The 18,460-nt window shown below is 69.6% G+C and carries 15 protein-coding genes; 6 read left to right on the forward strand and 9 right to left on the reverse strand.

The genetic code is table 11. The annotated features are described in order from the left end of the window. Positions 1 to 20: 20 nt before the first annotated feature. Positions 21 to 1,526: an aldehyde dehydrogenase family protein gene (locus F0L68_RS32730; RefSeq protein ID WP_149853738.1), complete on the reverse strand. Its 1,506-nt coding sequence runs from the start codon at positions 1,524 to 1,526 to the stop codon at positions 21 to 23. A gap of 161 nt (positions 1,527 to 1,687) precedes the next feature. Between F0L68_RS32730 and F0L68_RS32735 the strand changes: the two genes are divergently transcribed. Next, the gene (locus F0L68_RS32735) at positions 1,688 to 2,449 is read left to right on the forward strand and encodes an SDR family NAD(P)-dependent oxidoreductase (RefSeq protein WP_149853739.1); all 762 of its coding nucleotides are present in this window, start codon (positions 1,688 to 1,690) and stop codon (positions 2,447 to 2,449) included. A 73-nt stretch (positions 2,450 to 2,522) separates the two neighbouring features. Here F0L68_RS32735 and F0L68_RS32740 read toward each other — a convergent pair whose 3' ends face one another. The 6 genes from F0L68_RS32740 to F0L68_RS32765 all read right to left on the reverse strand — a co-directional run bounded on the left by F0L68_RS32740 (position 2,523) and on the right by F0L68_RS32765 (position 10,692). Further along, positions 2,523 to 4,001, reverse strand: a complete 1,479-nt coding sequence (locus tag F0L68_RS32740) for a carotenoid oxygenase family protein (protein ID WP_149853740.1) — start codon at positions 3,999 to 4,001, stop codon at positions 2,523 to 2,525. Between the two features lie 75 nt (positions 4,002 to 4,076). After that, positions 4,077 to 5,318, reverse strand: coding sequence for a cytochrome P450 (locus F0L68_RS32745; RefSeq protein ID WP_188316951.1), 1,242 nt, complete (start codon positions 5,316 to 5,318; stop codon positions 4,077 to 4,079). Positions 5,319 to 5,844: 526 nt separating this feature from the next. Continuing rightward, on the reverse strand, positions 5,845 to 7,254 hold the full coding sequence (locus tag F0L68_RS32750) for a coiled-coil domain-containing protein (RefSeq protein ID WP_149853742.1): 1,410 nt from the start codon (positions 7,252 to 7,254) through the stop codon (positions 5,845 to 5,847). Between the two features lie 120 nt (positions 7,255 to 7,374). Then, the gene (locus tag F0L68_RS32755; protein WP_149853743.1) at positions 7,375 to 8,793 is read right to left on the reverse strand and encodes an ABC transporter substrate-binding protein; all 1,419 of its coding nucleotides are present in this window, start codon (positions 8,791 to 8,793) and stop codon (positions 7,375 to 7,377) included. A 26-nt stretch (positions 8,794 to 8,819) separates the two neighbouring features. Then, the gene (locus tag F0L68_RS32760) at positions 8,820 to 9,662 is read right to left on the reverse strand and encodes a carbohydrate ABC transporter permease (protein ID WP_149853744.1); all 843 of its coding nucleotides are present in this window, start codon (positions 9,660 to 9,662) and stop codon (positions 8,820 to 8,822) included. Positions 9,663 to 9,738: 76 nt separating this feature from the next. Further along, complete coding sequence (locus F0L68_RS32765; RefSeq protein ID WP_223199337.1) at positions 9,739 to 10,692, reverse strand: carbohydrate ABC transporter permease; 954 nt, start codon at positions 10,690 to 10,692, stop codon at positions 9,739 to 9,741. 397 nt (positions 10,693 to 11,089) lie between these two features. Between F0L68_RS32765 and F0L68_RS32770 the strand changes: the two genes are divergently transcribed. Then, entirely contained in the window at positions 11,090 to 14,467 is a 3,378-nt protein-coding gene (locus F0L68_RS32770; protein WP_149853745.1) for a pyruvate carboxylase, read from the forward strand. 88 nt (positions 14,468 to 14,555) lie between these two features. After that, positions 14,556 to 15,386, forward strand: coding sequence for an arginase family protein (locus F0L68_RS32775; RefSeq protein WP_149853746.1), 831 nt, complete (start codon positions 14,556 to 14,558; stop codon positions 15,384 to 15,386). A 24-nt stretch (positions 15,387 to 15,410) separates the two neighbouring features. On the opposite strand, the gene F0L68_RS32780 is transcribed toward F0L68_RS32775, so the two are convergent. Then, the gene (locus tag F0L68_RS32780; RefSeq protein ID WP_223199338.1) at positions 15,411 to 15,920 is read right to left on the reverse strand and encodes a MarR family winged helix-turn-helix transcriptional regulator; all 510 of its coding nucleotides are present in this window, start codon (positions 15,918 to 15,920) and stop codon (positions 15,411 to 15,413) included. 87 nt (positions 15,921 to 16,007) lie between these two features. Here F0L68_RS32780 and F0L68_RS32785 point away from each other — a divergent pair, with 87 nt between their 5' ends. The 3 genes from F0L68_RS32785 (at position 16,008) to coaD (ending at position 17,914) form a co-directional block, all read left to right on the forward strand. After that, entirely contained in the window at positions 16,008 to 16,724 is a 717-nt protein-coding gene (locus tag F0L68_RS32785) for an SDR family NAD(P)-dependent oxidoreductase (protein ID WP_149853747.1), read from the forward strand. 74 nt (positions 16,725 to 16,798) lie between these two features. Then, on the forward strand, positions 16,799 to 17,377 hold the full coding sequence (rsmD, locus tag F0L68_RS32790; RefSeq protein ID WP_149853748.1) for a 16S rRNA (guanine(966)-N(2))-methyltransferase RsmD: 579 nt from the start codon (positions 16,799 to 16,801) through the stop codon (positions 17,375 to 17,377). A 54-nt stretch (positions 17,378 to 17,431) separates the two neighbouring features. Continuing rightward, positions 17,432 to 17,914, forward strand: coding sequence for a pantetheine-phosphate adenylyltransferase (gene coaD, locus F0L68_RS32795; protein ID WP_149853749.1), 483 nt, complete (start codon positions 17,432 to 17,434; stop codon positions 17,912 to 17,914). 66 nt (positions 17,915 to 17,980) lie between these two features. Here the strand turns inward: coaD and F0L68_RS32800 are convergent, their stop codons facing one another. Then, positions 17,981 to 18,439 (reverse strand): GNAT family N-acetyltransferase, encoded by a 459-nt coding sequence (locus F0L68_RS32800; protein ID WP_223199339.1) that lies wholly within the window; start codon positions 18,437 to 18,439, stop codon positions 17,981 to 17,983. Positions 18,440 to 18,460 lie beyond the last annotated feature (21 nt).

Raw genomic sequence — 18,460 nt, forward strand, 5'->3', positions numbered from 1 at the left:
GCGGGGGTTCTCGCGTCGCGTCAGGAGAGTTCGGCGATCACCGTCTTGGTCTCCAGGTAGTTCTCCAACACCTCGCGCCCCATCTCCCTGCCCCACCCGGACTGCTTGTAGCCGCCGAAGGGCAGCGCCGCGTCGATGACGTTCCAGGTGTTGATCCACACCGTGCCGGCGCGGATCGCCGACGCGGTGGTGAACGCCTTGGCGACGTCCTTGGTGAACACGCCGGCGGCCAGCCCGTACGGGGTGTCGTTGGCGGCCACCGCGATGTCGTCGAGGTCGTCGAACGGGCTCGCCACGAGCACCGGGCCGAAGATCTCCTCGGCCACCACCCGCATCTGCGGCTCGGTGTCGGTGAGGATGGTCGGCTCCATGAAGAAGCCCTGGTCGCCGATCCGGCTGCCACCCGAGTACACCGTGGCGCCCTCCTCGCGGCCGGTCCCGACGTAGCCGAGCACGCGGTCCAGTTGCTCCGCCGACACCAGCGGACCCATCTGGGTGCCCTCGTCGATGCCCCGGCCGACGCGGATCTTCTTGGCCTCCTCCCGAATTCCCTCCAGAACCTGATCGAACACGCTGCGCTGCACGTAGAGCCGGGAGCCGGCGATGCAGGACTCGCCCTGGTTGAAGAAGATCGCGTTCGCCGAGGTGGCGATGGCCTTGTCGAGGTCGGCGTCCGCGTAGACGATGTTCGGCGACTTGCCGCCCAGCTCCAGCGTCACCTTCTTCATGTTCCCCGCCGCGGCCTGCACGATGAGCCGGCCGACCTCCGTGGACCCGGTGAAGGCGATCTTGTCGACGTCGGGGTGCGCGGCCAGCGCCGCCCCGGCCTCACCGTCGCCGGTCACGATGTTCACCACGCCGTCGGGGACCCCGGCCTCCTGGATCAGCTCGGCGAGGCGCAGCACCGACAGCGGGGTCTGCTCGGCCGGCTTGAGCACCACCGTGCAGCCGGCGGCCAGCACCGGCGCGAGCTTCCAGGACGCCATCATCACCGGGTAGTTCCACGGGATGATCTGGCCGACAACGCCGACCGGCTCCTTGGTCGTGAAGGACAGGAACTGGCCGGGCGCGGCCGAGGAGAACGGGATCGTGTTGCCCTCGATCTTGGTCGCCCATCCCGACATGTAGTGGAACAGGTCGGCGGTCAGCGGCAGGTCCGCGTGCCGCGCGTAGAACATCGGCTTGCCGTTGTCCAGCGACTCGATCAGGGCTAGCTCGTCGGCGTGCTCCAGGATCAGGTCGCCGATGCGGTGGATGATCCGGCCGCGCTCGGCCGGTGACATCCGGCGCCACGGCGAGTCCGGCGCGAACGCCGCGCGCGCGGCCCGCACCGCCCGGTCCACGTCGGCCGCCCGGCCGCGCGGCACTGTGGTCAGCACCCGCTCGGTGGCCGGGTCGACGGTGTCGAACGAGTCACCGTCCACCGCGTCGACCCACTCGCCGCCGATCAGCATCTTTCTCGGCGCGGGGTCGAACCCCGGGGTCGCCGTCGTTTCCAGGGTCCTCGATTCGTCAACCGCGGTCATGATTGCGCACCCTTCGATTGATCTGTCGGTTGCTTCTGGTTAACAGTGGGTCGCTGAGTGGGATTTTGGAATAGGTACTTCCGCGACCGTCATCACTTCATCTAGTGTCGTCGACATCATGCGGCCGGCAGTGTCGCAGAAACTCTGGGGAAGGTAGACGAATGGATTCGAAGCGCGTTGCGGTGATCACCGGAGCGGCCAGTGGTCTCGGTCGGGCGGCGGCCGTTCGGCTGACCAAGGACGGTTATTCCGTGGTCATCGCGGACATCGACGATGAGGCAGGGCGGGTCGCCGACGAGATCGGTGGACGGGCGGTGAAGTGCGACGTCAGCGACGTGGAGTCGGTCAGGGCGCTGGCCGGGCAGCTCGATCGGGTGGACGTGCTGGTGAACAACGCCGGCGTCTGGCACTTCGCCGCGCTCGACGACACGACGCCGGCGGACTTTCACCGGGTGATGAATGTCAACGTGTTGGGAAACCTGTTGTGCACCCAGGCGTTGGTGCCTCTGATCGCTGAGTCCGGCGGCGGCTCCGTCGTTAATATCTCCTCCATTCTGGCAAAGGTCCCCAGGGTCCGGTCCGGCATCTATCCGGCGGCCAAGGCCGCGATCGTGGCACTGACCAGGCAGGCTGCGCTGGAATATGCGCCGCTGGGTATTCGGGTGAATGCGGTCGGGCCCGGCATGATTCACACCGAAGGCGCGGACAGTCTGTACGGGCCCAGCGCCGAGGAACGGGAGCGTCGCGGCAGCTACCTCCCGCTCGGCCGGCTGGGCGTGCCGGACGACATCACCGGCGCGATCTCCTTCCTGGTCTCTCCCGATGCCCGGTACATGACCGGGCAGATCCTGTACGTGGACGGCGGCCTCGGCGACGGCACGATCCGCTACCTGCACCAGGCCCAGGGCATCTGGGCCGGCTAGGCGTGGTTGGCCGATTGCGGTCGGGACGGATTCTGTCCACATGACGGAATCCGTCCCGACCGGATGCGCCGGTTCAGCGGTGCAGGTCGTGGAAGAACTGGCCGTGGAAGTCGTTGGGGATGTGGTGTGGCACTTCGGCCCTGCCCAACTCGCCGAAGGACTCCCCGTCCAGCACGAGCATGAACGAGCGCCCGGTCCTGGTGTTCAGCACACCGGACAGCACCACGCCCTGGTCCTCGCGGGTTGCTCCCGGCGCCGGCACGAACACCGGCTCGCCGGGGAACGATCCCTTCTCGTACCAGGCCTTGTGGGTGCCGGACTTGATGTCGACCTTGGCGAGCTGGTTCATCGCGCGCATGCCGGTCGGCGAGTGGCCGAGTCCGTAGGCGTAGCGGTAGTCCCTCGTGCTGTAGCCCCGGTAGTTGATCCTGGGCATCTCGATGCCGGTGTCCGCGAGGGACTCGAAGCCAACCGTGTCCGAGCCGCCCGAGATCGGCAGCCGGTAGCGGCGCAGTGCGTAGCCGTACCGTTCCAGGTCGAACTGGTCCTCGGTCGGCGGCAGGCCGAGCACGCTTTCGTAGGGGGTGTGCGTCGCCGCGATATCGACCAGGATGTCGTTGCCGATCTCCGCCGCGTTGATGTGGTGGAACGCGAAGAACGCCTCGCTCTCGAAGGTGCGCACCAGACGGCCCGCACGCTTGTCGACCACGCGGAACCGCGCACCCCGCTCCGGTGCCCACCTGGCGCAGTCCAGGAACGAGTTCTCCTTGTCCGCGAACAGTTCCGTGTCGAACACCACCGGGAACTCGACCAGCACCACGTAGTTCTCGGTGTTGGCGAAGCTGTGGATGTAGGAGGGTTCGTCGGTCGGCACGGTGGCCAGCAGCCGCTGGTCCCTGGTGCCGTCGGGAACGTGGAAGACCTGGTACGCGTTCTGCTCGCCCATGGTGGTCACGTAGCTGATCAGCGACCGGCTGCCGAAGTCGAAGTGCGGGTGCGGGGAGGACGCCTCGCCAGGGATTGCGGTGTCCCAGGCGAATGTGCCCTTCGCGGCCAGCGTGTGCGGGTCGAACTCCACCTGCACCGTCTGCTCGGCGAGCGCCAGGTACTGGCCGGCGACGCGGGCGATGTTGACGTTGACGTTGTCGGTGTCGTTCGGCGAGAACTCCGAGAAGTGCCGGCCGAACAGTGCTCGGCACGGGTCCATGCCGAACTGCTTGCCGTACAGCTGCCCCTTGTTGACGGCCAGGTCGTAGGCCGTCGACCCAAGGTACTTGTTCGCGTACGCCACCTGACCGTTGTTGAACGAGAACGCATGCAGCATCGCGAGACCGTTGAACCAGTGGGTCAGCCGGTAGTCGCCGACCTCGAACTTCGCCGGGCCGTTGCGGATCAGCGTCCCGGACAGCCACTCGGGGAGCTGGCCGGTGACCGGGAGCCGGTCGACGGTGACCTCGCTGTCCAGCGTGGTGAAGCCGGGGAAGTCGGGCAGCGGCTCGGGGCGGGGGACCTGCCCGGAGCCGGCGTCCGCGTGCGACTCGACGGTGCTCATCGGGACTCCTGTTCTTTGCGGGTCTGGTTGGGCTGCGCCGGAAAGCTGCGCCGGAAAGCGGTGCCGGCGCGCGGCTCAGCCGAAGGTCAGGGGGAGGACGTGCGGGCCGCGGAACGTCGGCGTGGCCGTGCGGTGCACGCCGGCGAGGTCGGCGCGCGGGTTCGGCACGCGTTGCGCGAACAGGGTTATCGCGACCTCGTTGACCAGCTGGCCGAGCTGGCCGCCGAGGCAGTAGTGGATGCCGTGGCCGAGCGAGAGGTTCTGGATCCGCTCGCGGTCGGGGTCGAGCCGGTCGGGGTCGGGGAAGCGGTCCGGGTCGCGGTGGGCCGCGCCCATCCACACGAAGATCTCCTGTCCCGTCTCGATCTGCTGGCCGGCCAGCGCGACCGGCTCGGACGCGCGGCGCTTGGTCAGCTGCACCGAGCTGTCGTAGCGCATGAACTCCGGGGTGGCGTACGGCACCAGGGACGGCTCGGCGGCGATCCGCTCGAACACCTCGGGGTTGGCCAGCAGCGACAGGGCGGTGTTGCCGATCTGGTGCGCCGTGGTGGTCTGGCCCGCGGTGAGCAGGAAGATCAGGTTGCCGAGCAGCTCCTCCTCGCTGTCGAACCCGCCCTCGTCGAAGCTGACCGTGAGCTGGCCGAGCAGGTCGTCGCTCGGGTTGTCCCTGCGCGCCTGGATCTGCTCGCGGAAGTAGTCCATGTACTTCGCGAGGCTGGCCAGGTGGAACTGGGGGTTGTCGTGCGCGAGCGGGCCGCCGTCGACCAGCACTCCCCAGCTCAGGATCCGCTTCCACACCTTGGGCCTGTCCTCCGGCGGGATGCCGATGACCTGGCAGACCATCGCGGACGGCAGGGCCATGGCGAACTCGCCCATGAAGTCCATCTCGCCCCGGTCGAGCACCCGGTCCAGCAGCTCGTTGCCGACCTGGACGATCTGCTCCCGCATCGCCTCGACCGCGCGCGGCAGGAACGGCTTGGCCATCAGCTTGCGCAGCCGCGAGTGCTCCGGCGGATCGCTGACGAACACCTGGGTCGCCAGGGCGTTCAGCGGCGCGTCCGCGGCGGGCCGCTGGTCCTCTGGCGCGTTGGCGGCGTCCCACTGCGGTCGCTTCGCGGACAGCCTCGGGTCGCGCAGCGCGACCAGCGCGGCGTCGTACCCGGTCACCATCCACGCGCCGTCCTCGCCCATGTGCTGGTCCCAGTACACGGGGGAGATCTCGCGGATCTGGCGGTAGAGCGGATACGGGTCTGCCACATACTCGTCGTCGTAGATCCTGGCCATCGTCAACTCGCGGGACGCGACCTGCAACGTCATCCTGTGCTCCATATAATGGGTTGACGGGAATGGCGACCGGACGGCCACGTTGCCGCGGTGTTACGGTTGGCGTAAATCCGTTCAAGCACGGAAGAACGCCGGGGAATCGGCGATGATGACCCGGTTTATGGTGGGAAAATAGACAAAAGCGTGGTCAGCGCGACCGTCGCGGCCGCGTTGCCTCGCTGGTCATTGGCGCACCATCTCGGCACATCACCCCAGTTGGTCCCCCAGCCCAGTACGGATCCCGAGGCTAGCAATGACCCTGTGCGCCGTCAACGTGTCATTAGGTGACGCGATGTTGTCGGCCGTTCGGTGGTACGCGGTGATCATTCTTCGGGCGACGTCAGTTGGATGATCGTGCACCTGAATGATTGGTTGGCACGACCGGGCAACTCCGCCGAAACGCGCCGCCGAACAACCAATCAATATCGGACGAACGATGGGCGCAACGCAGCCGGCCGGCCCGCGACACGGTGGTCACGGGCCGGCCGGCGTGGGTGTCGGTCCGGGTGTCGGCGGTCGGTCAGCCGGTGGCCGCCGGCTGCTCCTGCGCGGCCGGGTCTGCCGGGTCTGCCAGGTCGGCCGGCTCGGGCAGCGCCGCGAGGTGCTTGGCGGCGTCCAGCATGGCGGCCTGGGTGGCGGCGAACTGGGCGCTCACGGTCTGGTGCAGCGTCCGGGACTTCGCGAGCCGCTCGGTGGCCTCGGCCAACTTCCGCTCGGCCTCCTCGGTGGCCTCGGCAAGAGTCCGCTCGGCCGTCGCCTTCGCCGAGGTCACGGTCTCCTCAGCCGTCGCCTTCGCGGAGGTCACGGTCTGCTCGGCGGCCGCGTTGGCGGTGCTGACGGTCTCCTCGGCGGTCGCCTTGGCCGTGCTGAGCGTCTCCTGCGCGGCGGTGTTGGCCGTCGTGACGGTCTGCTCGGCGGTCGCCTTGGCGGCGCTGAGCGTCTCCGCCGCGGTGGTGTTGGCCGTGCTGAGCGTCTCCTCCGCCGTGGCCTTGGCGGTGCTGACGGCCTCCTCGGCCTCCCTGGCGGCCTTGTCGGTCAGCTCGGCCAGTGCCTTCTCGGCCTCGCTTCGCTTGTCCGCCAACGACTTCTCGAGCGTCTCCTGTGCGGTCTTGCGGGTCGCGGCCGCCTCGAGGTCGAGGGTGGCGACGTGCTCCCGTGCCTCGCGAGTGATCCGCTCGGCCTCGCTCTTCGCGCCGGTCATCAGCGTCTCGTGCTCGCTGGCGTGCTGGGCGAGGAGGTCCTCGTACTTCTTCTCCAGCTCGGCCTTGCGCTGCTCGTACTGCGCCTCGAGCTGGGCCTTGCGCTCCTCGTGCTCGGCGAGCACCCGCTCCCTGGTGGCGGCCAGCTCGGCGGTCCGCGTCGCCACGTCCGCCCTGCCGCGCTCGGCCTCGGCGGTGGTCTCCGCCATGAGCTGCCGGTGCTCCTGGGTCAGCGTGCTGCGGAGCCCGTCGTACTCCTTGTCCAGATCGTCCTGGTACTTCTTGTACTTCGCGTCGAGCTGGGTGCGGCGCTCCTCCAGCTCGGCGAGCTGGCGCTGGTGCCTGCTCACCAGGTCGGCGGCCTGCTGGTCGGCGGCGGCCATCGTGCTCGCCGCGTGGTTCTTGGCGTTCTGCTTCAGCTCGCCGATCTCCTCGTCGGCCAGCTGCATCATCACCCGCACCCGCTCGGTCACGTTGGTGGCGTTGACCGGGCCGTTGGCGAGCCTGCCGAGTTGCTGCTTGGCCTGCTCCAGCTCGTGCCGGGTGATGTTGAGCAGTCTGGTCAGCTCTGTCGCCTGCGCGACGGCGCCGTCCCTGGTCCTGACCGCGTTTCTCAGCTCGAACTCCAGCCGGGTGACGCGCTCGTTCACCTGTCGCTGGTTGTAGCCACGGAGGACAACATCGAAGTGTGGACTACGGGCGACCTGGTCGTTCCCGTCGGCACCGGCCATCGTTCAACCCTACTGTCGCTCGCTGTGTTGGTGTTACCCGAACCAGTGATACACCACGAACGAACGGGGTGGACGGTCGCCCCGTCCACCCCGTTCGTGTTATAGGTCGAGCGGAATCGGTCAGCCGCCGACGGACTGGTTGTATTCCTTGATCAGGGCCTCGACGTTCTTCTCCGCGCCCTGAAGGGTTTCCTTGACGTCCTTGCCCTGCAACACGGTCGCCTGCAACGCGGTGTCCACCGCCTTGCGCGCCTGCGGCATGACGCCGAGCAGGCAGCCCTGCGTCGCCTTGGTCAGCTTGGTGTCGCCGAGCTGCTTGATCGCCGTGGCGAACTGCGGCTTCTGCGCGACCCACTGCTTGTCGACGTCGGTCTCCAGCGCGCTCTTGCTGATCGGGAAGTAGCCGGTCGAGGTGTGCCAGGTGGCCTGGGAGTCCTTGTCGGACAGGAACTTCAGGAACTCCCACGAGGCGCGCTTGTGCGCGTCGTCCTTGTCCTTGCCGACGACCCACAGCGAGGCGCCGCCGATGATCGGGCCGCCGGTGTCCGAGCTGTCGATCTTCGGGTAGTAGCCGGTGCCGATCTCGAACGCGCCCGCGCTGGCCTTGAGGAAGCCGCCGAGGGAACCGGTGGACTCCAGGCTGATCGCGACCTTGCCCGAGCTGAACGCGGTGTCGCCGTTCTTGGTGTCACTGTCCAGCGGCATGGCGACGCCCTGCTTGACCAGGTCCTGCCACCACTGGAACAGCTTGATGTGCTTGTCGTCGGCCAGGTTGATCTTGGTGGCCCGGTTGTCCCTGCCGTTGCCCTGGTCGCAGGACTCCTGGTTGGCGACCGCGGCCCACTGCTCGACGAACCAGCCGTACGCGGTGGCGCCGAAGCCGTACTGCGTCACGTTGCCCGACGCGTCCTTGACGGTCAGCTTCTTGGCCGCCTCGGCGATCTCGTCCAGCGTCGTCGGCGGCTTGCTCGGGTCGAGCCCGGCCTTGGTGAACGCCGTCTTGTTGATGTACAGCAACGGCATCGACGTGTTGAACGGCATCGAGTTCAGCTTGCCGTTGATGCTGTAGTACCCGGCGATGTTCGGCTGGATGTCCGAGGTGTCGTACTTGTCCTTGTCGATGAACGCCTGCACCGGCAGGGTCGACTTGGAGTCGATCATGAAGCGGGTGCCGATGTCATAGACCTGCACGACGTCGGGCATCTGCCCGCCCTTGATGGCGTTCTTGTACGCCGACAGCGTGTCGTCGTAGTTGTTCTTGAACGCCAGGGTGACCTTGACCTTGCCCTGGTTCGCCTGGTTGAACTTGTCCGTCAGCTTCTGTAGCGCGTCGCCGTTGGCGCCGGTCATCGCGTGCCAGAAGGTGATCGGGACCTCGCCCTTGCCGTTCAGCGCCTCTGGCCCAGGAGCGGACGCGCTGTCGGCGCCCTGCTGGCCGGATCCGCCGGAGGTCGCGGCGGAGCTGCATGCCGTGACGGCGGTCGCCGCCACGAGCGTGAGGGCCAGCCAGCTGGCCCCCCGACGCAGTGATGTGCGCACCCTTGCCCCTTCCTTGCTTTTCGTGGTCACTTCACGGCTCCTGCCGTGAAGCCCCGCACCAGCCAGCGCTGGCCGAACACGACCAGCAGCAGCGTTGGTATCAGCGTGATGGTGATGCCGGCCAGCAACAGGCCCGGCTGCGAACTCTCGTTGCTGCGCAGCGCGAACACCGCCGTCTGCAACGTGTTCAGCGAGTTGTTGCTGGAAGAGATGATCAACGGCCAGAAGTACATGTTCCAGCCCTGGAGGAACGACCACACCGCCAGCGCGGTGATCGCCGGCCGGCAGCCGGGCAACAGGATGGTGAACAGGAACCGCAGGTGCCCGCAGCCGTCGATCTGCGCGGCCTGCCGCAGCTCAGCGGGGAACTGCCGGAACGCCTGCCGCATCAGGAACACGCCGAACCCGTTGGCCAGGAACGGCAACACCAGCGCCAGCCGGTTGTCGCCGATGCCGAGGCTGCGGACGAACAGCGCGTTGGGCACCACGATCGACTCGTACGGGACCATGATCGTGGCCATGAACAGCCAGAACACCGGCGTGCGCAGCGGCGAGCGCACGAACACCAGCGCGTAGGCGGCCAGCGCCGAGGTCACCACGTGCCCGAGCATGATCGCCAGGCCGACGAACAGCGAGTTGCCGAACGCGGGCAGCAGCGGCACCACCTTCTGCTGCCAGGCGGCCAGGTAGTTCTCCAGCGTGTAGTGGCCGTCGAGCAGGCCGGGCGGCTGCTTCACCAGCGCGGGCGCCGGCAGGAAGCCGCCGAGAATGGTCAGCAGCACCGGGAACAGCAGGACGAGGGCGGCGACGGTCAGCCACACATAGGTGGCCGTAGTCGTGACCTTGCCAGGACGGGTAACACGGCTCATCGACGTCCTCGCTTCGCTGCGGGCGCCGATGAGGCACGAGGGGCACTGTGTTGAACTGTTCGCTCGCTACGCTCGCTCACCTGTAGTGCACCCGCCTCTCGATGACGCCGAACTGGACCACGGCGAGCAGCACGCCGACGAGCAACAGCACCAGGCCCTGCGCGCTGGCCAGCCCGTAGTTGCTGTTGTTGTTGTGGAACGCCTGGTTGTAGATGGAGTAGACGAGCGTCGAGGTGTCGCCGTTCGGGCCGCCGTCGGTCATCACCTGCGGCTGGCCGAGGCTCTGCAACGCGGTCAGGGTCGTCGTCACGATGACGAAGAACAGGCTCGGCGAGATCATCGGCAGCACCACGCTGACGAACTGCCTGATGCCGGTCGCGCCGTCGATCCGCGCCGCCTCAAGCACCTCCTCGTCGATCCCGGCCAGGCCGGCGGCCAACACCAGCAGGTTGAAGCCCGAGACCATCCACATCGTCACGCCGGACACCGTCACCAGCGCCCAGCCCGAGTCGGTGGTCCAGTGCGGCGCGACGACGCCGAGCAGCCGCAGCAGCCAGTTCACCGGCGACATCGACGGGTCGAGCATCAGCAGCCACACCACGCCGGCCGCCGAGGCCGAGTACGCGAACGGCAGCGTGAACAGCGTGCGGAACACCCGCATCCCCGGCAGCTTCTGGGACAGCGGCACGGCGAGCGACATCGGCAGCACCACCCCGCCGACCACCACGATCAGCGTGAAGATCAGCGTGTGCAGCAGGATGTTCCCGAACTCGGGCGTGAACAGCTCGGCGAAGTGCTGGAACCCGACGAACCGCGTCGGGTTGCCAAGGATGTCGCTGCCCATCATGGACAGGTAGACCGCCTGCACGAGCGGGAAGATCACGAAGACGCCGAGGCCGACGAGGCCGGGCAGCACGAACAGCAGCCCGAGCAGGTTCTCCCGCACCCGGCCGCCGCCCCGCGTGGCCGACGGCGGCGTCACCGGTGCCTTGTCCGGGGGCTTTGCGCTGGTCACAGCGAGTGTGCTCACGGGGCCGGAGTCTGCGTGCGATGGGCTTCCTGCCGGGGTACGGCCGGTGTCCGGGAGGTGTCCTGCCGCCGGCCGCGCGGTGACGTCACTGTCCGTCGGTCGGTCATGCACACCGGGCTGCCCAGGCTCCGGCGTCGTTGTTTCGTCCACAGTTCGCGGAGGGTACTCAACGCGTGATCGCCATCACCGCCATCCGCGCAACGATGAGGTCTCGTATCAAAAGGACACCGTTCGGACACCCAACGTCATGAAGGACGCCGTCGTGACACTCGCCGCGCAGCGCGACGAGGGATCGATCAGGATGACTTCCGTCACCTGGGACAGTTCTCCCGGCTGGCGGGACAGTCACGGTAACGTGCCGTGACCGACGTCTGTGGTGAACACGGGAGGAGCCGGCATGTTCCGCAAGGTGCTTGTCGCCAACCGCGGCGAGATCGCGATCCGGGCGTTCCGGGCGGCCTACGAACTGGGCGCCGGCACGGTCGCCGTGTTCCCGCACGAGGACCGCAACTCTCTGCACCGCCTGAAGGCGGACGAGTCCTACGAGATCGGCGAGCCCGGCCACCCCGTCCGCGCCTACCTCTCCGTCCAGGAGATCATCAAGGCCGCGCGCAAGGCCGGCGCGGACGCCGTCTACCCCGGCTACGGCTTCCTCTCCGAGAACCCCGAGCTGGCCAAGGCGTGCGCCGACGCGGGCATCACCTTCGTCGGGCCTCCCGCCGACGTCCTCCAGCTCACCGGCAACAAGGCCCGCGCGATCGCCGCGGCCCGCGAGGCCGGCCTGCCCGTGCTGGAGTCCTCCGCGCCCTCCGCCGACATCGACGAGCTGCTCGCGGCTGCGGAGCAGGTCAACTTCCCGGTCTTCGTCAAGGCCGTCGCTGGCGGCGGCGGCCGAGGCATGCGCAGGGTGGAGGACCCGGCCGCGCTGCGCGAGTCCCTCGAAGCCGCGATGCGCGAGGCCGAGTCGGCCTTCGGCGACGCCACCGTGTTCCTCGAGCAGGCCGTGATCGAGCCCCGGCACATCGAGGTGCAGATCCTCGCCGACGGCGAGGGCAACGTGATCCACCTCTACGAGCGGGACTGCTCGGTGCAGCGCCGGCACCAGAAGGTCATCGAGATCGCGCCCGCCCCGAACCTCGACCCCGAGCTGCGGGACCGGATGTGCGCGCACGCCGTCGCGTTCGCCAGGCACATCGGCTACCGCAACGCCGGCACCGTCGAGTTCCTGCTCGACCCCCGGGGCAACTACGTCTTCATCGAGATGAACCCGAGGATCCAGGTCGAGCACACGGTGACCGAGGAGGTCACCGACGTCGACCTCGTCCAGTCCCAGCTGCGCATCGCGGGCGGCGAGACGCTGGCCGACCTCGGCCTCACCCAGGACACCGTGCAGCTGCGCGGCGCCGCGCTCCAGTGCCGGATCACCACCGAGGACCCGGCCAACGGCTTCCGCCCCGACGTCGGCATGATCAGCGCCTACCGTTCGCCCGGCGGCTCCGGCATCCGGCTGGACGGCGGCACCACCTTCGCCGGCACCGTGATCGGCGCGCACTTCGACTCCATGCTGGTGAAGCTCACCTGCCGGGGCCGCACGTTCGCCGCCGCCGTGGCCAGGGCCCGCCGCGCCATCGCCGAGTTCCGCATCCGTGGCGTCTCGACGAACATCCCGTTCCTCCAGGCCGTGCTCGACGACGTCGACTTCTACGAGGGCCGCGTCACCACCTCGTTCATCGAGAAGCGCCCGCACCTGCTCACCGCGCGGCACTCCGCCGACCGCGGCACCAGGATGCTGACCTACCTCGCCGACGTGACCGTCAACCGCCCCAACGGCGCGCGGCCCGCCACGGTCGACCCCAAGGACAAGCTGCCGGCCGTCGACCTGAGTGTGCCCCCGCCGCCTGGCTCGCGGCAGCGGCTGCTTGAACTCGGTCCAGAGGGCTTCGCCAGGTGGCTGCGGGACAGCCGGGCCGTCGGCGTCACCGACACCACCTTCCGCGACGCGCACCAGTCGCTGCTGGCCACCAGGGTGCGCACCACGGACCTGCTCGCGGTCGCGCCGCAGGTCGCCAGGCTCACCCCGGAGCTGCTGTCGCTGGAGTGCTGGGGCGGCGCGACCTACGACGTCGCGCTGCGCTTCCTCGCCGAGGACCCGTGGGAGCGGCTGGCCGCGCTGCGCGAGGCCGTGCCCAACATCTGCCTCCAGATGTTGCTGCGCGGGCGCAACACCGTCGGCTACACGCCCTACCCGGAGGCGGTGACCAAGGCGTTCGTCGAGGAGGCGACCGCGACCGGCATCGACATCTTCCGGATCTTCGACGCGCTCAACGACGTCGAGCAGATGCGGCCGGCCATCGAGGCGGTCCGCGAGACCGGCACGGCCGTCGCCGAGGTGGCGCTCTGCTACACCGCCGACCTGTCCGACCCGGCCGAGCAGCTCTACACCCTGGACTACTACCTCAAGCTGGCCGAGCAGATCGTCGGCGCCGGCGCGCACGTGTTGGCGATCAAGGACATGGCCGGGCTGCTCCGGCCGCCGGCCGCGGCCCGGCTGGTCAGCGCGCTGCGCAGCGAGTTCGGCCTGCCCGTGCACCTGCACACCCACGACACCGCGGGCGGGCAGCTGGCCACCTATCTCGCGGCCATCCAGTCCGGGGTGGACGCGGTGGACGGCGCGGCCGCGTCGATGGCCGGCACCACCTCGCAGCCGCCGCTGTCCGCGATCGTCGCGGCGACCGACCACACCGAGTACGCCACCGGCCTGAGCCTTCAGACGGTGTCCGACCTCGAGCCGTACTGGGAGGCCGTGCGGCGGGTGTACGCGCCGTTCGAGTCGGGCCTGCCGTCGCCGACCGGGCGCGTCTACCACCACGAGATCCCCGGCGGCCAGCTGTCCAACCTGCGCCAGCAGGCCATCGCGCTCGGCCTCGGCCAGAAGTTCGAGGACATCGAGGCGATGTACGCGGCGGCCGACCGGATGCTCGGCAGGCTGGTCAAGGTCACGCCGTCCTCCAAGGTCGTCGGCGACCTCGCGCTGCACCTGGTCGGCGCGGGTGTCGCGCCTGCCGAGTTCGAGGCCGACCCCGGCAGGTTCGACATCCCTGCCTCGGTGATCGGGTTCCTCGGCGGCGAGCTTGGCGACCCGCCCGGCGGCTGGCCGGAACCGTTCCGCACCAAGGCGTTGCAGGGTCGCAGCGCGCCCAAGGGCGTCGCCGACCTGACCGACGAGGACCGGGACGGCCTCGCCAAGGACCGGAGGGCGACGCTGAACCGGCTGCTGTTCCCCGCGCCGACCAAGGAGTTCCTCACCCACCGCGAGGCCTACGGCGACACGAGTGTGTTGCGCAGCAAGGACTTCTTCTACGGCCTGCGGCCGGGGGAGGAGTACTCCGTCGACCTCGAACCCGGCGTCCGGCTGCTCATCGGGCTTGAGGCGATCGGCGAGGCCGACGAGCGCGGCATGCGCACGGTGCTGGCCACTCTCAACGGCCAGCTCCGCCCGATCCAGGTGCGGGACCGTTCGGTCGCCGCGGACCTGCCGGCAGCGGAGAAGGCCGACCGCGCCAACCCGAACCACGTCGCCGCGCCGTTCGCCGGTGTGGTGACGCCGACGGTGGAGGAGGGCGCGAGCGTGGACGCCGGCCAGACGGTGGCCACCATCGAGGCGATGAAGATGGAGGCCGCGATCACCGCGCCGAAGGCGGGCGTCGTGCAGCGGCTCGCGGTCCGCGGCGTCCAGCAGGTCGAGGGCGGCGATCTCTTGCTCGTGCTGGACTAGGTCTGTATGTCTGCCACCGTGCCGTTGGGGCGATAAGTCCGCCCCAACGGCAGGTGAATGGGCTTGCCTTACCGAGCAAGCTGGGCGGGTGGAGATTCTTGCCGTTCCTCAGTCCCAGGGCGCGGTAGTCGCCCGATCCGCCCTGTTACCCGCCGGCTGCGGCGCGCTGGCCAGGCTGGCCGGCGAGGTGCTCGGCGCGCCCGTCCGTTCCGTGCCGCTGCCCGAGGAGGGTTCGCCGGCCGTCGACGGCATCGCGAACCGGGATGCGCTGCTGGCCAACCGAAAGGCGCAGCTGGCCGCCATCGAGGTGCACTCCGGCCCGCTGCTCACCGTCGGCGGCGACTGCGCGACCGAGCTGGTTCCGCTCGGGGTGGCGCGCTGGCGGCACCGCGAGGGGCTCTGCGCGCTCTGGTACGACGCGCACGCCGACCTGAACACCCCGCAGTCCTCGCCGTCCGGCGCGTTCCACGGGATGGTGCTGCGGGCGGCCTTCGGCGAGGGCGACCCCCAGTTCGCCGCCGCTCCCGCCCTCGAACGCGGCCGAGCCGTCCTGGCCGGCGCCCGCTCGCTGGACGACGGCGAACTCGCCGAGGTGCGGGCCGGCCTCGCCACCCACCTACCGGTGGCCACGGCGCGAGACGGCGCTGCCGTCGCCGACGCCGTGCTGGCCACCGGGGCCGGCAGCGTCTACCTGCACATCGACCTGGATGTGTTGGACCCCAAGGAGTTCGCCGGCGCCTGCTACCCCGAACCCGACGGCCTCCTGGTGGCCGAGGTGGTCGCCGGGATCCGCGCCGTGGCCGACGCGCTGCTCGTGGTCGGCGTCGGCATCACCGAATGCGCCACGGACGACCCCGACGAGCTGCGCACGCTGGTGCCGATCATCGAAGCGGTGGGCAGCGCTCTCGGCGTCGTCTGACCTCCGGTGCCGCCCGCGCCGAACTCACCCATCCCCGAGCCGCGCCACAAGCGCGACCTGTAGCCCGCCAAGCAGCTCCGCGAGCTGACCGCGCTGGCCCGCCGGCAGCAGTTCGACCAGCTCCTGCTCGTGCGCCAGCAGCTGCCGCACGACCTCCTCATTGCGTGTCCTGCCGAGCTCGCTGAGCCGCACGACGACCGTCCGCCGACCGGAGCGGCCCCGGTCGGTGCTGACCAGGCCCTCGGCCTCGGCGCGCGCCACGCGCTGGGTGATCGCGCCTGCGCTGAGCAGGCACCGACGGGCGAGTTCGCCCGGCGACAGTTCGTAGGGAGGGCCTGACCGGCGGAGCGTGGACAGCAGGTCCAGCGTCGCGCCGTCCATGTCGAGGGCGGCGAGGGTGCGCCTGCGGTCGTCGGCGAGCACCTTCGCGATCCGCCACACCTGGGTGATGACCGCGATCGACTCGACCGGCACGTCCGGTAGCTCCCGCCGCCAGCCCTCCTGGATCCAGGCGACCGAGTGCTCCTCCGCCATAACGACCATCACAGCCTCTTCTTTAGGTCTAAACAGCATGCTAACGTCTCGCCGCACAAAGTTTAGGTCTAAACATGGGGAAAAGTCATGACACGCACTGCTGTGCTGACCGGCGGCGGCACCGGGATCGGTCGCGCCATCGCGCGGACGCTGGCCGACCAGGGCCTCGACGTGGTGATCACCGGCCGCCGCCGCGAGGTGCTCGCCGACACCGCACGCGCCCTCGGCGAGCGGGTCAGCGCGGTCGCCTTCGACGCGACCGACCCTGCCCAGGTGTCCGCCGCCCTCGCCGACCTGCCCGACAGGGTCGACGTGCTGGTGAACAACGCCGGCGGCCTCGCGAAGGGCCGGTCGGACGATCTGGCCGCGCTGCGCGAACAATGGCTGGCCGACTTCGAGTCCAACGTGGTGAGCGCGGTGCTGGTCACCACGGCGCTGGAGCCCCGGCTCGCCGACGACGGCCGGGTGATCACGATCGGCTCGATCGCGGGACACCGGGACGGCGGCTCCTATGGGGCGGCCAAGGCGAGCGTGGAGGCGTGGACCGCCGATCTCGCCTTCGCTCTCGGCCCGAGGGGCATCACGGCGAACGTGGTGTCGCCCGGCCTGATCGTGGACACCGAGTTCTTCGGCGGCGCGCTCGCCGAAGAACGCCGACGCAGGCTGATCGCCCAGACCGCCACCGGCCGGGCCGGCCGCCCCGAGGACGTCGCCGCCCTGGTCGGCTTCCTCGCCTCGCCAGCAGCGGGCCACATCACCGGCCAGGTGCTCCCGGTCAACGGCGGCGCCCACCTGGCCAGGTAGGTCGCGCGGGCGTCCATCGGGACACCGAGCGTCCCGAAGGGCGCCGGCACGACACGCCAGGGGAGGATGTCGGGGTGACGAGGATCGTGGCCGGGGTGGCCGGCGGACGTCGGCTCCAGGTGCCTCCGCGCGGCACCAGGCCGACGTCGGAGCGCGTGCGGGAGGCGCTGTTCAACGCCCTGGAGAACCTGCTGGACCTGGACGGCGCCGTCGTGCTCGACGTCTACGCGGGCTCCGGCGCGCTCGGCTTCGAGGCGCTGTCGCGCGGCGCGGCGTCGGCGACGTTCGTCGAGTCCGACCGCCGCGCCGCCGACGTGCTCCGCCGCAACGCGGCCGACCTCGCCCTGCCCGGCGTCCGCGTGCTGGCCCGCGCCGCGGAGTCCGCGCTGGCCACCGCCCCTGAGCAACCCTGCGACGTGGTGCTGCTCGACCCGCCCTACGCCGTCACCGACGCCGACCTCGGCAGGGTGCTGGACGCGCTGGTGGCGAACTCGTGGACCGCGCCGGGCTGCGTGGTGATCGTCGAACGCGATTCGCGCAGCGCGGAACCGGCCTGGCCCGACCCGCTGGAACCCTTGCGCACCAAGCGATACGGCGACACCGCGCTGCACTGGGCCAGGCACCGCGACGAGGAGTTCGGCACCGATGGGTGATGCAGGCCACGCGAGCCAGGGCACCTCGCGGTCCGGGTGCTACGGTCCCGACTCATGAGGCGTGCCGTGTATCCCGGCTCCTACGACCCGGTCACCAACGGCCATCTGGACGTTGTCGCGCGGGCCTCGAAGCTGTTCGACGAGGTGATCGTCGCGGTGATGGTCAACAAGAACAAGCAGACGCTGTTCACCGTCGAGGAGCGCATGGACATGCTGCGCGAGGTCACCGAGCAGTGGCCCAACGTGCGCATCGACTCCTGGCACGGCCTGCTGGTGGACTACTGCAAGGCCAACGACATCGCGTCGATCGTGAAGGGCCTGCGTGCGGTCAGCGACTTCGACTACGAGCTCCAGATGGCGCAGATGAACCAGCAGCTGTCCGGCGTCGAGACGCTGTTCATGGCGGCCAACCCGCTCTACAGCTTCCTGGCCAGCTCGCTGGTCAAGGAGGTCGCGACCTACGGCGGCGACGTGTCCAGCCTGCTGCCGCCGCTGGTCGAGCGCCGCGTCGTGCAGCGCCTGGCCGAGCGCGCCTGAGCCGACCGCCCCGCGCGCCCTCCGGGGGGCCGACCAGCGGCGCAGGACCCTTCGCGTCCCCGGCGACTACAGGGCGAGCTTCATGCCGACGTGGCTGGGCGTGAAGCCGAGCCGCTCGTAGAACCGGTGGGCGTCCGCCCGCCGCCCGTCCGTGGTGAGCTGCACCAGACCGCAGCCGCGCGCCCGCGACTCCTCGATCGCCCATTCCAGCAGCCGCTGCCCGAGCCCGTTGCCGCGCTGGTCGGACCGCACCCGGACGGCCTCGACGGTCGTCCTGGTCATGCCGAGCCGGGACAGCCCGGGGGTGAAGGTCAGCTGCATGGTGCCGACCACCTCGCCGTTCCGGTCGGCCACGACGAGCAGCTGCCGGGGATCGGCGTCCAGCTCGTCGAAGGCCGCGAGGTAGGCCGGGTCGCCGGGCCGTTCGCGCTGTTCGCCGATCGGGTCGGCGGCGAGCAGCCCCACGATCGCGTCGACGTCGGCGCGGTCGGCCCGCCGGATGGTGGTGTCGTTGGTGAACTGCACGCGGTCATCCCGTCACTGTTA

The organism is Solihabitans fulvus, from assembly GCF_008386585.1.
Taxonomy (GTDB): Bacteria; Actinomycetota; Actinomycetes; order Mycobacteriales; family Pseudonocardiaceae; genus Solihabitans; species Solihabitans fulvus.

Coding starts and splice junctions, on each gene's coding strand:
- F0L68_RS32740 (WP_149853740.1), bottom strand. CDS start 4,001: ATGAGCACCGTCGAGTCGCACGCGGACGCCGGCTCCGGGCAGGTCCCC.
- F0L68_RS32745 (WP_188316951.1), bottom strand. CDS start 5,318: ATGACGTTGCAGGTCGCGTCCCGCGAGTTGACGATGGCCAGGATCTAC.
- F0L68_RS32750 (WP_149853742.1), bottom strand. CDS start 7,254: ATGGCCGGTGCCGACGGGAACGACCAGGTCGCCCGTAGTCCACACTTC.
- F0L68_RS32730 (WP_149853738.1), bottom strand. CDS start 1,526: ATGACCGCGGTTGACGAATCGAGGACCCTGGAAACGACGGCGACCCCG.
- F0L68_RS32760 (WP_149853744.1), bottom strand. CDS start 9,662: ATGAGCCGTGTTACCCGTCCTGGCAAGGTCACGACTACGGCCACCTAT.
- F0L68_RS32785 (WP_149853747.1), top strand. CDS start 16,008: ATGACACGCACTGCTGTGCTGACCGGCGGCGGCACCGGGATCGGTCGC.
- F0L68_RS32770 (WP_149853745.1), top strand. CDS start 11,090: ATGTTCCGCAAGGTGCTTGTCGCCAACCGCGGCGAGATCGCGATCCGG.
- coaD (WP_149853749.1), top strand. CDS start 17,432: ATGAGGCGTGCCGTGTATCCCGGCTCCTACGACCCGGTCACCAACGGC.
- F0L68_RS32780 (WP_223199338.1), bottom strand. CDS start 15,920: ATGGCGGAGGAGCACTCGGTCGCCTGGATCCAGGAGGGCTGGCGGCGG.
- F0L68_RS32735 (WP_149853739.1), top strand. CDS start 1,688: ATGGATTCGAAGCGCGTTGCGGTGATCACCGGAGCGGCCAGTGGTCTC.